The organism is Streptomyces sp. NBC_00464 (genome assembly GCF_036013915.1).
Classification (GTDB): domain Bacteria; phylum Actinomycetota; class Actinomycetes; order Streptomycetales; family Streptomycetaceae; genus Streptomyces.
This window is the reverse complement of record NZ_CP107899.1, coordinates 6,626,039-6,642,395: the sequence shown is the minus strand read 5'-3', so window position 1 is coordinate 6,642,395 and position 16,357 is coordinate 6,626,039. Positions and strand designations below refer to the sequence as shown.

Annotated in this window: 15 protein-coding genes; 4 read left to right on the top strand and 11 right to left on the bottom strand. The window is 71.0% G+C overall.

Features of this window, described 5'->3' with window-relative positions:
- Window positions 1-156: 156 nt before the first annotated feature.
- The 6 genes from cobT to OG912_RS29815 form a co-directional block, all read right to left on the bottom strand.
- Window positions 157-3,645 carry a nicotinate-nucleotide--dimethylbenzimidazole phosphoribosyltransferase gene (gene cobT, locus OG912_RS29840; RefSeq protein ID WP_327712025.1) on the bottom strand — a complete coding sequence of 1,163 codons (3,489 nt, stop codon included), beginning with the start codon at window positions 3,643-3,645 and terminating at the stop codon, window positions 157-159.
- Between the two features lie 333 nt (window positions 3,646-3,978).
- Entirely contained in the window at window positions 3,979-5,217 is a 1,239-nt protein-coding gene (gene cbiE / locus OG912_RS29835; protein WP_327712024.1) for a precorrin-6y C5,15-methyltransferase (decarboxylating) subunit CbiE, read from the bottom strand.
- A gap of 116 nt (window positions 5,218-5,333) precedes the next feature.
- Window positions 5,334-6,011, bottom strand: a complete 678-nt coding sequence (locus tag OG912_RS29830) for a GNAT family N-acetyltransferase (protein WP_327712023.1) — start codon at window positions 6,009-6,011, stop codon at window positions 5,334-5,336.
- Between the two features lie 101 nt (window positions 6,012-6,112).
- A complete protein-coding gene (locus OG912_RS29825) occupies window positions 6,113-6,979 on the bottom strand; it encodes a MetQ/NlpA family ABC transporter substrate-binding protein (protein ID WP_327712022.1) in 867 nt (288 codons plus the stop codon).
- 71 nt (window positions 6,980-7,050) lie between these two features.
- A complete protein-coding gene (locus OG912_RS29820) occupies window positions 7,051-7,722 on the bottom strand; it encodes a methionine ABC transporter permease (RefSeq protein ID WP_326735161.1) in 672 nt (223 codons plus the stop codon).
- A complete protein-coding gene (locus OG912_RS29815; RefSeq protein WP_327712020.1) occupies window positions 7,719-8,777 on the bottom strand; it encodes a methionine ABC transporter ATP-binding protein in 1,059 nt (352 codons plus the stop codon). Before OG912_RS29815 ends, OG912_RS29820 begins: the two co-directional genes overlap by 4 nt.
- Before the next feature lie 601 nt (window positions 8,778-9,378).
- Between OG912_RS29815 and OG912_RS29810 the strand changes: the two genes are divergently transcribed.
- The gene (locus tag OG912_RS29810; protein ID WP_326735163.1) at window positions 9,379-9,738 is read left to right on the top strand and encodes a hypothetical protein; all 360 of its coding nucleotides are present in this window, start codon (window positions 9,379-9,381) and stop codon (window positions 9,736-9,738) included.
- Window positions 9,739-9,740: 2 nt separating this feature from the next.
- Entirely contained in the window at window positions 9,741-10,178 is a 438-nt protein-coding gene (locus tag OG912_RS29805) for a hypothetical protein (protein WP_327712019.1), read from the top strand.
- A gap of 3 nt (window positions 10,179-10,181) precedes the next feature.
- Here OG912_RS29805 and OG912_RS29800 read toward each other — a convergent pair whose 3' ends face one another.
- The 3 genes from OG912_RS29800 to OG912_RS29790 form a co-directional block, all read right to left on the bottom strand.
- On the bottom strand, window positions 10,182-10,685 hold the full coding sequence (locus tag OG912_RS29800; RefSeq protein WP_326740526.1) for a GNAT family N-acetyltransferase: 504 nt from the start codon (window positions 10,683-10,685) through the stop codon (window positions 10,182-10,184).
- Between the two features lie 37 nt (window positions 10,686-10,722).
- Window positions 10,723-11,289 carry a sigma-70 family RNA polymerase sigma factor gene (locus tag OG912_RS29795; protein ID WP_327712018.1) on the bottom strand — a complete coding sequence of 189 codons (567 nt, stop codon included), beginning with the start codon at window positions 11,287-11,289 and terminating at the stop codon, window positions 10,723-10,725.
- A 105-nt stretch (window positions 11,290-11,394) separates the two neighbouring features.
- A complete protein-coding gene (locus tag OG912_RS29790) occupies window positions 11,395-12,549 on the bottom strand; it encodes a glycerophosphodiester phosphodiesterase (RefSeq protein ID WP_327712017.1) in 1,155 nt (384 codons plus the stop codon).
- Between the two features lie 234 nt (window positions 12,550-12,783).
- Between OG912_RS29790 and OG912_RS29785 the strand changes: the two genes are divergently transcribed.
- Window positions 12,784-13,455: a lysophospholipid acyltransferase family protein gene (locus tag OG912_RS29785; protein ID WP_326735166.1), complete on the top strand. Its 672-nt coding sequence runs from the start codon at window positions 12,784-12,786 to the stop codon at window positions 13,453-13,455.
- 196 nt (window positions 13,456-13,651) lie between these two features.
- Here the strand turns inward: OG912_RS29785 and OG912_RS29780 are convergent, their stop codons facing one another.
- Entirely contained in the window at window positions 13,652-15,196 is a 1,545-nt protein-coding gene (locus OG912_RS29780; RefSeq protein WP_327712016.1) for an MFS transporter, read from the bottom strand.
- Window positions 15,193-15,744: a TetR/AcrR family transcriptional regulator gene (locus OG912_RS29775; RefSeq protein ID WP_326735168.1), complete on the bottom strand. Its 552-nt coding sequence runs from the start codon at window positions 15,742-15,744 to the stop codon at window positions 15,193-15,195. Before OG912_RS29775 ends, OG912_RS29780 begins: the two co-directional genes overlap by 4 nt.
- 85 nt (window positions 15,745-15,829) lie before the next feature.
- On the opposite strand from OG912_RS29775, the gene OG912_RS29770 reads away from it, so the two are divergent.
- Window positions 15,830-16,351 (top strand): HAD domain-containing protein, encoded by a 522-nt coding sequence (locus tag OG912_RS29770; RefSeq protein WP_327712015.1) that lies wholly within the window; start codon window positions 15,830-15,832, stop codon window positions 16,349-16,351.
- Window positions 16,352-16,357 lie beyond the last annotated feature (6 nt).

Below are 16,357 nucleotides of genomic sequence, written 5' to 3'. Positions count from 1 at the left end.
GGGGCTCCGCCCCGGACCCCGCGCCTCAAGCGCCAGCGAGGCCGGAATTGCCTCCGCCCGCGCGCGAAATCAAGCAGGACGGGCAGAATCAAGCCCCTCCGGCGATTGAGGAGCGGGGGTCCGGGGGGTAGCGCCCCCGAAACCCCCGCGGCTGCGCTACTTCTCCGTGACGCCCGCCGAGTCGAACGTGGCCACCTCGTGCATCGCGCGGGCCGCGCTCTGCACGATCGGCAGCGCCAGCAGCGCGCCCGTGCCCTCGCCGAGGCGGAGGTCGAGGTCGACCAGCGGGCGCAGGCCCAGCTTGTTGAGCGCGGCGACGTGGCCGGGCTCGGCGCTGCGGTGGCCCGCGATGCAGGCGGCCAGCGCCTCCGGGGCGATGGCGCGTGCGACCAGGGCCGCGGCGCCCGCGCTCACGCCGTCGAGGATGACCGGCGTACGGAGCGACGCGCCGCCGAGCAGGAAGCCGGCCATCGCGGCGTGCTCCAGGCCGCCCACGGCCGCCAGTACGCCGATCGGGTCGGCCGGGTCCGGCTGGTGCAGGTCGAGGGCGCGGCGCACCACATCGATCTTGCGGGCGTGCATCTCGTCGTTGATACCGGTGCCGCGGCCGGTCACCTCGGCCGGGTCCATCCCCGTGTACACACAGATCAGGGCGGCGGACGCCGTGGTGTTGGCGATGCCCATCTCGCCCGTCAGCAGGCCCTTGTTGCCTGCCGCCACCAGATCGCGGGCGGTCTCGATGCCGACCTCGATCGCGGCGACGACCTCCTCGCGGGTGAGCGCGGGGCCGGTCGTGAAGTCCGCCGTTCCGGCGCGCACCTTTCGGGGCAGCAGGCCGGGCTGCGCGGGCAGTTCCATGGCCACACCGACGTCGACCACGCACACCTCGGCACCGACCTGGGCCGCGAAGGCGTTGCAGACCGCGCCGCCGCCGAGGAAGTTGGCGACCATCTGGCCGGTGACCTCCTGCGGCCAGGCCGTGACGCCCTGGGCGTGCACTCCGTGGTCACCCGCGAAGATCGCGACGGCCGCGGGTTCCGGGATCGGCGGCGGGCACATCCGGGAGAGCCCGGAGAGCTGCGCCGAGATGATCTCCAGCATGCCGAGCGCACCGGCCGGCTTGGTCATCCGCTTCTGGCGCTCCCACGCCTCGCCCAGCGCCTTGGCGTCCAGTGGCCGGATACCGGCGATGGTCTCCTGGAGCAGGTTGTGCGGCTCCTCACCGGGCAGGGCGCGGCGGCCGTACGTCTCCTCGTGGACGACCCAGGACAGCGGGCGGCGCTTGGACCAGCCCGCCTGCATCAGCTCGGGCTCCTCCGGGAACTCGTCGACGTAACCGACACAGAGGTACGCCACGACTTCGAGGTGCTCGGGCAGGCCGAGGGCGCGGACCATCTCGCGCTCGTCGAAGAAGCTGACCCAACCGACGCCGAGGCCTTCGGCGCGTGCGGCGAGCCACAGGTTCTCGACGGCGAGCGCCGAGGAGTACGGGGCCATCTGCGGCTGGGTGTGCCGGCCGAGGGTGTGGCGGCCACCGCGGGTGGGGTCCGCCGTGACGACGATGTTGACCGGGGTGTCGACGATCGCCTCGATCTTCAGTTCCTTGAACTGCTTCGCCCGCGCCTTGGGAAGCGACTTCGCGTAGGCCTCGCGCTGGTGCTGAGCCAGTTCGTGCATGGAGCGGCGGGTCTCCGCGGAGCGGATGACGACGAAGTCCCAGGGCTGCGAGTGCCCGACGCTGGGCGCCGTGTGCGCGGCCTCCAGGACCCGCAGGAGCACCTCGTGCGGGATGGGGTCGCTGCGGAAGCCGTTGCGGATGTCGCGGCGCTCGCGCATGACGCGCAGTACGGCCTCGCGCTCGGCGTCGTCGTAGCCGGGGGCGGGGGGCGAGGCGACGGGCACCTCCTCGGCCTCGACGGCCGGGGCGTCGGAGGCTTCGGGCTCGTCGACCGTTGCGGGAGCCTCGACGGTCTCCGCGGGCTCGGCCGCCCGGGTCTCCGGCTCGGGTTCGACGGCCTCGGGCCGTGCGGGCTCCAAGTAGCCGTGACTGTCCGTGAGGTCCGGGGTCTCGATGACCTCGGGACCCGTCTCCGGCTCGGGCAGGACCACGGATTCCGGAGCAGTGGCCTCAACGACCGCGACCGTCTCCACCGCCTCGGCCGGACCGGTCTCCGTGACGGCTGCCACGGCCTCCGGAGCGGGCTCTGCCGACTGCTCGGACACAGGCGCCGGAGCCGGGTGCGGTGCGGTCGGCAGCGTGTCGGCCACGGGCACGAACCGGCCCAGGGTTCCTCCGTCGGGAACCGGCTCCACCGGCGGCTGCACGGCTGCCGCGACCTCGACGTCGACCGGGGCTTCCTCGGCCGGGGCTTCGGCGGCCGGGGCCTCGGCGAGCACTGCCTCGGCGACCGGCTCCTCAGCGGGTGCGGCCTCGGACGGGGCTACGGCCTCAGCGGGTGCGACGGCCTCGGCAGGTGCGGCCTCGGCAGGTGCCGCGTGCAAGGGAGCGGCTTCCGCCAGAACCTCGGCCGGGGGCGCCTCCTCGGGGGCCTCGTCCGGCGCCCCGACCGCCGCGGGTGCGGGTACCGGCTCATCGGCCACGAGGGGCGCGGGCTCGACGGCTACCGACTCGACGGCTACCGGCTCGACTGCCACCGGCTCGACGGGCTGCTCGACCGGCGCGGGCTCCTGCGCCTGCACCTCGGCCACGGGCTCCTCGGCCACCGGCTCCGGGAGGACCTGCTCCGCAACAACCGGCTCCGGCGCAACCGGCTCCGCGGCGACCGGCTCCGGGACGACCGTTTCTGCTGCCGTCACCTCCGGTGCCGACGGCTCCGCGTCCACGACGGGCACGACGGCCTGCGGCGAGGCCTGAGCGGCCCACTGACCCACGCCCTGCGGCGGGATCTCGCCGAGCTGCGGTCCCGGGAGCGCGGCCACCTCGTCGGCGGGCAGTTCGAAGTACTCGGGTTCGGCGGTGACCGGGCCGGCGTGCCGTGCGGGTGCCTGAACGGCGGCCTGCATCGGGGGCTGGGCCTGCGGCTGGGGCGCGCCCGCCGGGCCACGGTCGGCCAGCGAACGGACCACGCCGCCGGACGTACCACCGTAGGAGGGGCCGGATTCGGCGGAGGCCGGGCCGCGGTGCAGCGGGCGGCGCACAGGTGCCTGGGTATGGCTCTGGGACTGAGTCACGGGTACCTGGGTCTGCGCCGGCGCGTGGACGGGCGACGGGATACGCACGCCGCCGAGGTCGACATGCCCGGAGTTGCGGCCGCCGGACTCATGGGTGCCCTGGCCGCTCTCCTGAAGCGACTGGGCCGCGGCCTGCTGCATGGCGTACGCCGGGACCTGCTCCTGGAACGGGACCGGGGCCTGTGCTCCGGCGTCACCCTGCAGCATGTGCTGCGGCTGGGGGACGGGTCCTGGCTCGTACCCGCCGCCCTGTCCGGGCAGCGGGGCCTGGCCGGCCTGGGGTTCGCTCCAGGCGCCCTGGGCGCTCGGCATCAGCAGGAGGTCGTCGTCCTCGGACGCATGCTCGGAGGGGTCGAGGAAGGTGTAAGCGTCCGGGGCGGGGATGCCCGTCTGCTCCACCATGCCTGCGTTCTCCGGCAGTCCCTCGCCCGGGATCTGGCCGGTGTCACTCATGCGTACCCCTCGCCCATCGTCAGTGCTTCTTCGGCCCTTCGCCCGGGACGCCCGAACGCGGCACGCCGGTGCTCGTCCAGTGGAACGAGCGGGCGAGCCGCGCGGCACGAATCGGTCGCGGACATACTGCATTCTCGCGGTCGTTCGCCGCCGCGGCAGGACATTTCGCCACGGCTCGCTGTGGACTGCGCCACGTTGCGCGTCCCCCGGTTCTGCCGTACCACAACGGGGGCCAAAACAGTCCCCTTTTCCGGACATTGACGAACGAAGCGACGAACGTCCGGGCGCGGTGCAACGATCGGCCAGCCTACCTCGCACCGTATGCCGACCGGGTCAGGGGGCAAGGTCCGAACGCAGCGCGGACAGCAGGAAGACGACTGTGCGTTCGCGCTCCGACCATGCGGCCGTGTCGAGTTCGACGGACTGGAGGAGGGAGCAGGCGACCGTATAGCCGTTCTCCGCGAGGGCCGCACCCAGCGCCTCCGCCTCGTCCCGGGTCGACGCATGCGTCACGATCCGCTCGGGCCTGCGGTCGGCGACGGCGATGACGACAGGGGCGCCGCCGCCTCCGATCCGTACGACGTCGGGTTCGGGCAACCGTTCCAGCACATGCGGGGCCCGGCCCTCGACGACCTGGAGCTGGACGCCGAAGGCCCGGGCAGCCGCGGCCGTACGGGCACAGGCGTCCGGGTCGCTGTCGACGGCCAGGACCGCCGCGCCGAAGCGGGCGGCCTCCACGGCCAGGGCGCCGCTGCCGGAGCCGATGTCCCAGAGCAGGTCCCCGGTGCGGGGCCCGAGGTGGGCGAGTTGAGCGGCGCGGAGCCCGGGGGCCTCGCCCTCGCCGCTCTCGCCCCTGGCGTCCGTCGTGGTGCCCCGGTAGGCGTCGGCGGGCAGCGCCCAGCCGCGTACGCCCTGGGGGTAGGCGGGGTGGCGGCCGGCGATCCAGGCTCCTTCGGCCCGCTGTTCGGGCCCTCCGCCGATGACGATGACGACGTTGGGGTCGCGCCAGACATGGTCGGCGGCGGCGTCGGAGGTGACGACGGTGACCTGTTCGCGGTCGGTGCCGAGTTCCTCGCAGATGACGAAGGTGCGGTGGACTCCTTCGAGCAGGAGGGCGAGTTCGGCGGGGCCCGCACCGGGCGAGGTGAGGACGGCGACCTTGTGGTGGGCGCGGCAGACGTTCACGGCGCGGCGCAGGGTGCGGGGGTGGGCGACGACCGTCTGCGCGTCCTCCCACGGCATGCCGGCGCGGGCGAAGGCGGTGGCGACCGAGGAGACGGCGGGCACCACTTCGACTTCGAGGCCGTGCTCGGGTGCGCGCAGTGTGCGGACGACCCCGAAGAAACCGGGGTCTCCGTCGGCGAGGACCACGGCGCTGCCGCGGTGGCCGGCGATCCGGCGGGCCGCGAGGTCGACGGAGCCGAGGCGGATCCGCTCCGCACCGTGCGGGACTTCGGGCAGCGCGAGGTGGTGGGCGGCGCCGGCGACGAGGGTGGCGGCCGAGAGCGCGGCCGTGGCCACTCTGGTCAGTGGCGAGCCGTCCCAGCCGATCACTGTGACCCGGTCGGCCATCTGTCGTCAGTCTCCTGGAGTTGTCGCAGGTGGGGCTGGTCGCCCGGGGTCGGGCAGGGTGAGGTTACCTGGTCCGGACCAGTGCGGCGTCGGGGCCCCGGGAAAGTCGGACGCTCTCAGTTCCAGTCGTTGTAGGTGCCGTAGCCACCGGCGTCGGCAAGCTCTTCGGCGACCCCTTCGAGGTCCTCGGGAAGCAGGCCCCAGACGATCAGATCGGTCCTGATGTCGGTCCATCCTCCGTCCTCGGTCTGTGAGCGGGCTATGCGGGCGTTGCGCAGCACTCCCTCACTGATGCAGCCGAGCTTCTGCGCGACCTGCTGGGAGGCGGTGTTGTCGGCGGCGGTGCGCAGTTCGACGCGCTCGAAGGCCTGGTCGCGGAAGAGCCACTGGGACAGGGCCAGCATGGCCTCGGTGGCGTAGCCCTCGCCACGCGCCCACGGGGCGGTGATGTAGGCGGCCTCGGTGGCGCGGGTGCGCCAGTCGGTGTTGCGCAGCCGCACCGAGCCGACGAGGCGCTGGGTGAGGAACTCGGTGACGGCCAGCACGATGCCGTCGCCCTTGGTGCGCTGTGCGGGAGCGATCCTGCGGACCCAGCGTTCGGCGTCGACCTGGGTGTAGGGCTGGGGTGCCTCGGTCCAGGCGACGACGAGTTCGTCGTTCATCATCTCGATGTGCGCGGGGACGTCCGCCATGTCGAACGGGCGCAGCACCAACCGGTCCGTGCTGATGGAGATGTCCGGAAAGGTGGAAGTCATGCGCAGCTCCATGCCGAAGACCGTGTAAAGGCACAGCATGCAGCATCGGGTCGGCCTTGTGCATGGCCGGGTCTGCACGGCGGAGCCCCGCGCACCCGGGAGGGGTGTGCGGGGCTCTGTGAGCAAGTGCCGTGCCGGGGTCAGGACTTGGCTGCGGTACCGAAGGCCGGGATGACCGAGCCCTGGTAGGTGTCCTCGATGAACTTCTTGACCTCGTCGGAGTGGAGGAGCTTCACGAGCTTCTGGACGCGGGGGTCCTTCTCGTTGCCCTTCTTCACGGCGATGATGTTGGCGTACGGGTTGCCGTCGGCCTTCTCCAGGGCCAGGGAGTTCTTGGCGGGCTTGAGGTCGGCCTCGATGGCGTAGTTGCCGTTGATGACGGCGGCGTCCACGTCGTTCAGGGCGCGGGGGACGGTTGCGGCCTCCAGCTCCTTGAACTCCAGGCCCTTCTTGTCGGTGATGTCGCTCAGCTTGGCGCTGGTGCCGACGCCGTCCTTGAGGGTGATCAGGCCGTTCTCGGCGAGGAGCTGGAGCGCACGGCCCTCGTTGGTGGTGTCGTTGGGTACGGCGATGGTCTGGCCGGACTTGATGTCGCCCAGGTCCTTGACCTTCTTGGAGTAGAGGCCGAGGGGCTCCAGGTGCACGGTGCCGACGGAGACCAGGTGGGTGTCGTTCTTCTTGTTGAAGTCGTCCAGGTAGGGCTGGTGCTGGAAGAAGTTGGCGTCGACCTGGCCGGTCTCGGTGGCGGTGTTCGGCAGGACGTAGTCCGTGAACTCCTTGACCTCCAGCTTGAGGCCGGCCTTGGCCGCCAGGTTCTTCTTGACGAAGTCCAGGATGTCGGCGTGCGGCGTCGGGGACGCGGCGACGACGAGGGCCTTGGAGGTGTCGGCCTTGGCTCCGGTCTCGGCCTTGGACGCCGGGTCGGAGTCCGTACCGCAGGCGGTGAGGCCGAAGGCGAGTGCGGCGGTGGCGGCGGCAGCAGCGGTGATCTTGATGTTCTTACGCACGAAGAGTGCCTCTTTCAGGTGGTGATGGTGGTACGCCCGGACAAGGAGTGCGGGCTCGGGGAGGAGAAGTCTCAGGAGGTGGTGCGGCCGCGGCGGGCCAGCAGGCGTACGGCTCCGTCGCCGATCAGCTGGATCACGGTCACGATGACGACCAGCAGCACCACGGTGATGAGCATGAACTGGTTGTCGAAGCGCTGGAATCCGTAGGTGACGGCCTTGGAGCCGAGCCCTTCGCCGCCGACCGCTCCGGCCATCGCGGAGTAGCCGATGAGCACGATGACGGTGGTGGTGACGCCGGAGACGAGGGACGGCAGCGCCTGCGGGAGGAGGACCTTGCGGACGATCGTCGGGATGGAGCCGCCCATGGACTGGACCGCTTCGACGAGCCCGTGGTCGACCTCGCGGACCGCCGTCTCGACGAGCCGGGCGAAGAAGGGGATGGCGCCGACGGCGAGCGGCACGATCATCGCGGTCGGGCCGATGAAGGTGCCCACGACCCAGGTGGTGAAGGGGATCAGGGCGATCAGCAGAATGATGAACGGCAGCGAGCGGCCGATGTTCACGATCACGCCGATGACCTTGTTCACCGGGGTGTTCTGCAACAGCCCGCCCTTGTCCGTGAGAACGAGCAGGACACCGAGCGGCAGTCCGACGAGGACGGTGACGGCCGCGGACCACAGGACCATGTAGAGGGTGTCGACGGTGCCCTGTGTCAGCAGCGGCTGCATTTCGGACCAGGTCACTTCGCCACCTCCTTGGTGAGCGGTGCGGGGATGATGACGGGTTCGGTCTCTGTGCCGTCGACGAGCTCGGCCTGCAGTCCCTGCTCGCGCAGGAAGCCGATCGGGACGACGTTCTCCTCGAACCGGCCGGGCAGCTCGATGCGCATCCGGCCGATCTGCCTGCCGCCGACGGTGTCCATCGCGGCACCCAGGATCGAGATGTCGATGTTGTACGTACGGGAGAGCTGCGAGATCACCGGCCGGCCGGCCGCGTCACCGTGGAAGGTGACGTCGACGACCGTGGTGTCGGGGCCGGAGGCGCTGCCGCCGACCGGGAACAGCTCGTGGGCGAGTTCGGAGCCGGGAGTGGCGAGCAGGTCGCCGACGGTGCCGGACTCGACGATGCGTCCCTTCTGCATCAGCGCGGCGGAGTCGCAGATCGTCTTGACGACGTCCATCTCGTGCGTGATGAGCAGGACGGTGAGACCGAGCTGCCGGTTGAGGTCGCGCAGCAGCTGGAGGATGGAGCGGGTGGTCTCGGGGTCCAGGGCCGAGGTCGCCTCGTCGGAGAGCAGCACCTTGGGGTCGCCGGCGAGTGCGCGGGCGATGCCGACGCGCTGCTTCTGGCCGCCGGAGAGCTGCCCCGGGTAGGCCTTGGCCTTGTCGGCGAGGCCGACCAGGTCGAGGAGTTCGAGCGCCTTGCGGGACCGTTCGCGGCCGGTGACGCCGAGGATCTCCAGCGGGAGCTCCACATTGCCCTGGACGGTGCGGGAGGCCAGCAGGTTGAAGTGCTGGAAGACCATGCCGATGCGGCTGCGCGCCTCGCGCAGTTCCTTGCCGGCCCGGCGGCCGCGGCCCGCGAGAGCGGTGAGGTCCTGGCCTGCCACGGTCACGGTGCCGGAGGTGGGGCGCTCCAGCAGGTTGACGCAGCGGATGAGAGAGGATTTCCCGGCGCCGCTCTGCCCGATGACGCCGTACACCTCGCCCTCACGGACGTGCAGGTCGACGCCGTCCAGGGCGGTGACCTCACGGTCGCGCGACTGGTAGACCTTCGTGAGGCCCGTAGTGGTGATCACAGGGTTTCCGTCACTGTCGAGTGCGCGGCGCGGTGTCCGCCGGGCACGGGGAAGTCGTCCGATGAGGCTGTCCGGACGTTTCGATCGGACGTGGCGAGCGGGATCCCGGCACGGCCGGGCGCGGCGGTGGCCGCGGGGCAACGTGCTGGAAGGGCGCGTTCCGCTGGGTGCGGACGGCTCCGGCTCGGTCTCGCTTCGGGGCGCGAGGCTCAGGCGTGGGCCCTCAGAAGGCGCGCATTCGACACATACAACGAGCACCGGGCGTCGTGATCGCCTCGGTCGCAAGGGTGCGGCTGCTCGTCGTGGTCATGCGCCAAGTAAAACAGACGTCAGGTTCCCGTCGAACCGGTTGTCCGGATAGCGGACGGCTGTGGATACTGCGGCGACTTCGGTCGACCGGCCAGGACAAGGTCCGCCCATAACGCCGTGACCTGCATCGATACAAGGGACTCGCCCTTTGCGATTCCAGCCCGCACCGGCCGGGGACACCCAGGCGTGTGGCCAAGACCACGATCGCTTCCCCGCCTGGCCCCAGGGGCTGCTGACGTCCGGGCACGGGGGTGCACGCAACGGCCCCCGCGACCCGTAATACCCTCGGCTCATGCTTGACGCCCTGACGATCGCGGTCGGCGTGGCCGCCCTCGCCCTCGCCGCCTGGTGCGGATTCGCCGCCTACCGGGACCAGCCGACCAAGGACTGGCACTTCATCGGGATGGCCGTGGTCACGCTGCTGGCCCTGTCCCAGGTGGTGGTGGGGATCGTGCAGCTGGCCCGCGGCGAGCGGCCGGAGCAGGGCATGACCATCTTCATCGCGTATCTGATCGGGGCCTTCCTCGCCGTACCGGCGGCGGGCTTCCTGTCGCTGAGCGAGCGGACCCGGTGGGGTTCGGTGACGGTGGCGGCGGGCGCGGTCGTGCTGGCCGTTCTCGAAGTACGGCTCTACGACATCTGGGGAAACTGACCGTGACCGACACCGATCGCACCCCCGCAGCGGCCGCCGGCGAGAAACGGCCCTTCGATCTGGGCACCGGTCCGGGGCGGGTACTGGTCTGGTTCTACGGCGTGTTCACCGTGGCGGCGGCGTCCCGCGCGATCGTCGAGATGATCCTGCACTTCGACAAGGCCCCGCTCCCCTACGTGCTTTCGGCGGCCGCCGCGGCCGTCTACGGCTTCATCACGTACTCACTGGTGCGCGGTGGCGAGAAGGCGCGGCGTACGGCACTGGTGTGCTGCGCCGCCGAGCTCGCCGGTGTGCTGATCGTGGGTACGTGGACCCTGGTCGAGCCCTCGGCGTTCTCGGACGCCACGGTCTGGTCGTCCTTCGGCCGGGACTACCTGTTCATCCCGGTGATCCTTCCGGTCACCGGGATGATGTGGCTGCGCCGCGCCCGGACCGCGTAACTTCTAGGCGCTCGTCACGTAGGCGGGCGCCGAGGCCTCTTTCTCCAGCAGGATCATCCGGACACCGTCCTGACCGGTCTCGTTGCCGACGGGGGCGTAGCCCGCGCGCCGGTAGAGCCGCAGATTGCCCTCGCTCCGGTGTCCGGTGTGCAGGCGGAAGCGGGTGGCCGAGCGCTGGTCGGTGAGACCGGCCTCCGCCGCGCCCAGCAGGCGGGCGCCCAGGCCGTGCCCCTGGAGCCGGGGGTGCACACAGAGCTTCCCGATCTGTCCCGTGCCGTCCTGGTCCGCCGCACCGCGTACCGAACCGACGACTTCCTCGCCGAGGCGCGCCACGAACACCAGGTTCGTGGCGATTTCGGCGCGTACCGAGTCGAGGGTCTGGACGAGGGGGTCGATCCGGTAGTTCCCGTACAGCTCCGCCTCGCTCTGAAAACAGAGGTACTGGAGTTTCAAGATCTGTTCGGCGTCCTGTGCCTTCGCCGCCGAGATGATCACGCTCATGCCCATCTGCGCATGCCTCTCGCTCACCTGATCCGCCGGTTGTCTACCGCCCCTTTCCCCGCAGTTCAGGGGCTACAACCTCCGCCGCCAGCATTCTGCGCAGACATCCAAGGCATCGGGAACGGATCGGGCCCAAACTCCCCTGTGACATACCCAACTCCCCTGCGATTTCCCGGTAGGTGGGATCGCCCGGGGCGAGCAGTGCGCGCAGTAAGCGGGCGCAGGAGCCGGGGAGCCGGTCCACGGCGGCGTACAGCACCCGGCGTTGGTCGGCGAAGAGGGCGGCCCGCTCCGGGCAGCCGGACGGGTCGGCGGCGGTCTCGTCACGGTAGGGGCGCTCGCGCAGTGCGGTACGGCGGGCCCGGCGGGCCTCCGCTCTGACGGTGTCCCGCACCCACCGGGCGGGGTCCGCGGGCAGCCCCTGGTCGGCCAGCCGTTCCAGCAGGCGCAGCCAGACGGCCTGTTCGAGATCGGCGGGGTCGACGACGGCGCCGGTGGCGGATGCCGCGGCCTCCGCCGTCGCCTCGGCTGCGACCAGTGGATACAGCGTGCGGACGGCAGTAGCCGCGCCAGGGGCCGGCAGGGCCTGAGGAAGATCGACAAGCGTCATGCCCCCACCCGACCCGGTATACCGGCCGCCGGTCGCCGAACCTGCCGGGACCACCCGACCGGGGCACGCCCCGGCCGGGTGCTGACGCCTCAGGCCCCGGGGCCGCTACTTGGCGGCGAAGTCCGCCGCCGCGAGCAGCGCCGTGTCCGGGTTGTCCGAGAAGATTCCGTCGATCCCGGTGGCGAAGTACGCGGTGAAGGCGCCGAAGGCGTCGCCGTACGCGTTGGGGTCCGTACCGCGCCGGAAGTCGGCGGGCAGGAAGGTGTTCTCGTTGCGCATCGTGTACGGATGCAGGATCAGGCCCTGCGCGTGCGCGTCCCGCACCAGGGCGGTCGGTGTGGTGAGCCGGCCCGCGCCGTCCTTGGGGATGATCAGGTCCAGGGTGGGGCCGATGCCCTGCGCGAAGGACGCCATCCACTTCAGGCCGGCGGGCTTCACCAGGTCGTCGGTGGTGCGGGGGTCGCCGGACGCCACGAAGTCCCAGGGCTTGGAACCGGCACCCGAGAGCAGTACGACACGCGGGGTGGCGACGAGCTTCGACAGCCGCTGGATGCTGCCGGGTTCGAAGGACTGGAGGATGAGCGGCGACTGGGCGCGGTGCCGGTCGTAGCGGCGCAGCAGCTTGGCGAGCGGCTCCTCCAGGCCGAGGCCCAGGCCGCGGAAGTAGGTGGGGTGCTTGGTCTCGACGTACAGCCAGACGGGCTTTCCGCGCTTGCGGCCCTCGCGGTCGGCCCAGCGCAGGACCTCCTCGAAGGTGGGGATCTCCCAGCGGCCGTCGTACAGCGTGTTCTTCTGGCGGTTGCCGGGAATGCGCTCCTTGGCCCGCAGCGTCTTGAGCTCGGCGAGGGTGAAGTCCTCGGTGAACCAGCCGGTCAGGGCGACGCCGTCGACCGTCTTCGTCGTCCTGCGGCTCGCGAACTCGGGGTGGGCGGAGACATCGGTGGTGGCGGTGATGTCGTTCTCGTGGCGGCATACGAGATGGCCGTCCCTGGTCGGCACCAGGTCCTGCTCGATGACGTGCGCACCCATGTCGAGTGCCAGCTGGTAGGAGCCGAGCGTGTGCTCGGGGCGGTATCCGCTGGTACCGCGGTGTCCGATGACGGTCGGCACCGGCAGGTCGAGGCGGTGGCCGTCGTGCCCGGCGGGCTTCCCGGCCGCCTGCGCCGTTCCGGTGACACCGAGGGCTGCGGTGCCGAGTACCGCGGCGCCCACGCCCATGACGGTCCGTCGTCCTGGCCTGGCCTGCGCACGCTCTGTCATGAATGCTCCTCGCATGTGATGTCCGGCACCTGTCGGGCGAGGACCGAGCGTAGGCAGCGGCGTGGTCCGGACAGCGCCATCTGGACGAACATGGCGCAAACACACGTCAACACTGCGTATCCAAGTGGTGAACCCGATGTGCGATCAGCGAGTACCCGCGAGTATCGTCCTCACCTGCATGGACCCTCACAATCCGTCGCCTCGGCCGGCCCGGCCACTACACCGGAGGAACCGTTGTCCCGACTCGCACTCATCAAGGCAGTGCTCGGACCGATCCTGCGCCTGATGTTCCGCCCCCAGGTGGAAGGCGCCCAGAACATTCCGGGGACCGGGCCGGTGATCCTCGCGGGCAACCATCTGACGTTCATCGACTCGATGATCATGCCGATCTGCTGCGACCGGCCGGTGTTCTACATCGGCAAGGACGAGTACGTGACCGGCAAGGGCATCAAGGGCCGTCTGATGGCCTGGTTCTTCACCGGCAGCGGCATGATCCCGGTGGACCGGGACGGCGGCCGCGGTGGTGTCGCGGCGCTGATGACCGGCCGCCGGGTACTGGACGAGGGCAAGGCCTTCGCGATCTACCCGGAGGGCACCCGCTCCCCCGACGGCCGCCTCTACCGTGGCCGGACGGGCATCGCGCGACTGACGCTGATGACGGGTGCTCCGGTGGTGCCGTTCGCGATGATCGGTACGGACAAGCTGCAGCCGGGCGGCGCCGGCCTGCCGCGGCCCGGCAAGGTCACGGTCCGCTTCGGTGAGCCGATGGAGTTCTCGCGCTACGAGGGCATGGACCGCGACCGCTATGTGCTGCGGGCGGTGACGGACTCCGTGATGGCCGAGGTGATGCGGCTGTCCGGCCAGGAATACGTCGACATGTACGCGACGAAGGCCAAGGCCGCCTGAGCCGGAGCGCGACGGCACGGCACAGGACGGCGGGAAGGGCCCGTACCCGGTTGGCGGACACAGTGTCCCCGGTCGGTGGTACGGGCCCTTCCGCATGCCCGCCCTCACGTTCAAAGGGCCAGGGCCTCTAGGGCGTGTTTTGAAAGTAGCGCCGTCCGCCCGAAGGGCGGGCCCGGCGGCGTCTGGCACGCACGCCCTAGTCGTGCACGATGCCTTCCTCCAGCTCCTGGCCGCGCAGCAGGAACCAGGCGGCGACGGCCGTCGCCATCAGAACGACCGCACCGATGGCCGAGGCGGCCCCCAGCCCGTCGACAAAGGCGTCCTGGGCGGCGGAGACCAGGGTCGTGGCCTGCTCCTCGGGCAGCACCTCGGCCGCTTCGACCGCGCCGCCGAGTGACTCGTGGGCGGCCGCCGCGACGTCGGGCGGGGTTCCGGCGGGTGCGGTGAATCCCTGGTAGACGCCGGTGACGATGGAGCCGAGCAGGGCGATGCCGAGAGCGGCGCCGAGCTCGTACGCCGTTTCGGAGACCGCGGACGCGGAACCGGCGTGCTCCTTCGGAACGCTGGACAGGATCACGTCGGAGGTGACCGTGAAGGCGAAGCCCGCGCCCACGCCGACGACCAGCAGGAGCGCGCCGATCAGCGGATAGGCGGTGTCCTTGTGGACGGCGGCGACCGCGGCCAGTGACAGGCCGATCCCGGCGAGGCCGCCGGTCACCACGACCCGTACGGAGAACCGGCGGGCGGCGGTCCCGGCCAGCAGACCCGCGGTGACCGCGCCGACCGCCGCGGGCAGTTCGGCGAGCCCGGCCTCCAGCGGTCCGCGCCCCTGGACCAGTTGCAGGAACTGGGAGAGGAAGAAGACCAGGCCGGAAAGGCCGAGGATGGTCAGCAGGTCGGCGAGGACCGCCCCGGAGAAGCCCCGGTGGTGGAACAGCCGCATGTCGAGCAGCGGGGCGGGCAGCCGGAACTGCCGCCGCACGAACCAGACGAGGGCCAGCACACCGCCGACGCCCGCGAGTGCGGCCTCCCAGCTTCCGCCGTGTGCGGCGAGCTCCTTGATGGCATAGACGACGCCGATGATGCCGACCAGGGAGAGCGCCACGCTCAGCAGGTCCCACGGTCCGGGCGCCGGGTTCTTCGACTCGGGGATCATCTTGATCCCGACCACGACGAGCACCGCCATGACCGGCACGTTGATCAGGAAGACCGAGCCCCACCAGAAGTGCTCCAGGAGAAATCCGCCGACGACAGGTCCGACCGCGGCACCGGCCGAGGCCATCGCTCCCCAGATGCCGATCGCGAGACTCCGCTCGCGGGGGTCGTGGAAGAGGTTGCGGATGAGGGCGAGGGTGGACGGCATCAGGGTGGCGCCGGCGACGCCGAGCAGGGCCCGCGCCAGGATCATCATCTCGGGCGAGTTCGCGTACGCGTTGAGCACCGAGACCGCGCCGAAGGCGGTGGCACCGCACAGCAGCAGTTTCTTGCGGCCGATGCGGTCACCGAGGCTGCCCATCGAGACCAGGAGTCCGGCGATGACGAAGGAGTAGACGTCGCCGATCCAGAGCAGCTGGGTGCCGGTCGGTTCGAGGTCCTCGCTGAGGAACGGGGTCGCGAGACCCAGCACGGTGGCGTCGATGGCCACCAGCAGCACCGCGAGCACGAGCACGGACAGCGCGATCCACCGCCCGGGGCGGTACAGCTCGGGCGCGGGCTCCGGGTGCTGTTCCATGCTGCTCATTGCTCCACGCTCCGGCGTGCGCCGCCGAGCAGCAACTCGACGATCATGTACGGAAAGTCCTGTGCGGCCACCCGGCCCGTCTGAACGGCCCACGCGGCGCTGCTGATGAGCCCGTAGAGCGCTTCGGTCAGCCAGGCCGGGGTCAGGTCGAGGCGGATCTCGCCGCGCTCCTGGCCGCGCCGGAAGAACGCGGCCACCCGGGCGTCCAGCCGGTCCCAGCCGTCGTTCTGCTCGTCCCCCTCGAAGAGCTGATTCTCGGTCACGAGGAAGGAGAGCAGTCCGGCACTCGGCTCGATCGCGGCGACGAACCGGCGCAGCGCCTCCTCCGAGGCCCCCTCGTCCAGCGAAGCGGCGTCGAGCGCTGCCTCGAACTCCTGGATCCCCAGCTCCTCCAACGCCCTGACCAGGGCGTCCCGTCCGGCGAAGTGCCGGTGCAGGGTGGCGCGGCCGATGCCTGCGGCTTTGGCCACCTCGTCCATGGTGGCCGTCGATTTGCGGGTCAGCAGGGCTGCGGCACTGCGCAGGACCTGCTCACGATCAAGAGTCATGAGACGACACTAACCCATTTGAGACACAAACGTCTCACCGGAAATGGGCTCGCGCCGCCCGCCGGAAGCGGAGGACCATGTCGGCATGAAGCCGCTGCTGCTGATCGACATCGACGGTCCGCTCAATCCGTACGCAGCGCTCTCCCGCCGCCGTGCGCCGGAGGGATACACCAGGCACCGCATGCGGCCGACAGGGTGGGCCGCCGGCCCGGCGCTGCCCGTTCTGCTCAACCACCGGCACGGCGGGGAACTGCTCACGCTGGCCGGCCGGTACGAGCTGATCTGGGCGACCACCTGGAAGGACGAGGCGAACGAGTGGATCGGGCCGCATCTCGGGCTGCCCCCTCTCCCGTACATCGACTGGCCGGACATGCACGGTGCCGCACCGGCCGGGACGTACTGGAAGACGCAGTACGTCGTGGAGTACGCGGCCGGGCGGCCGTTCGCGTGGATCGACGACGAGATCACCGACCGGGACCGGGCGTGGGTCGCGGACCAGGGGGCGGGCGAGGAGAGTCTCCTGCTGCAGATAGATCCGCGGATCGGGCTGGAGCGGGCCGACTTCGACGCGCTGGCCGCGTGGGCGGACGGACGGGACACCGGCTGATCCCTG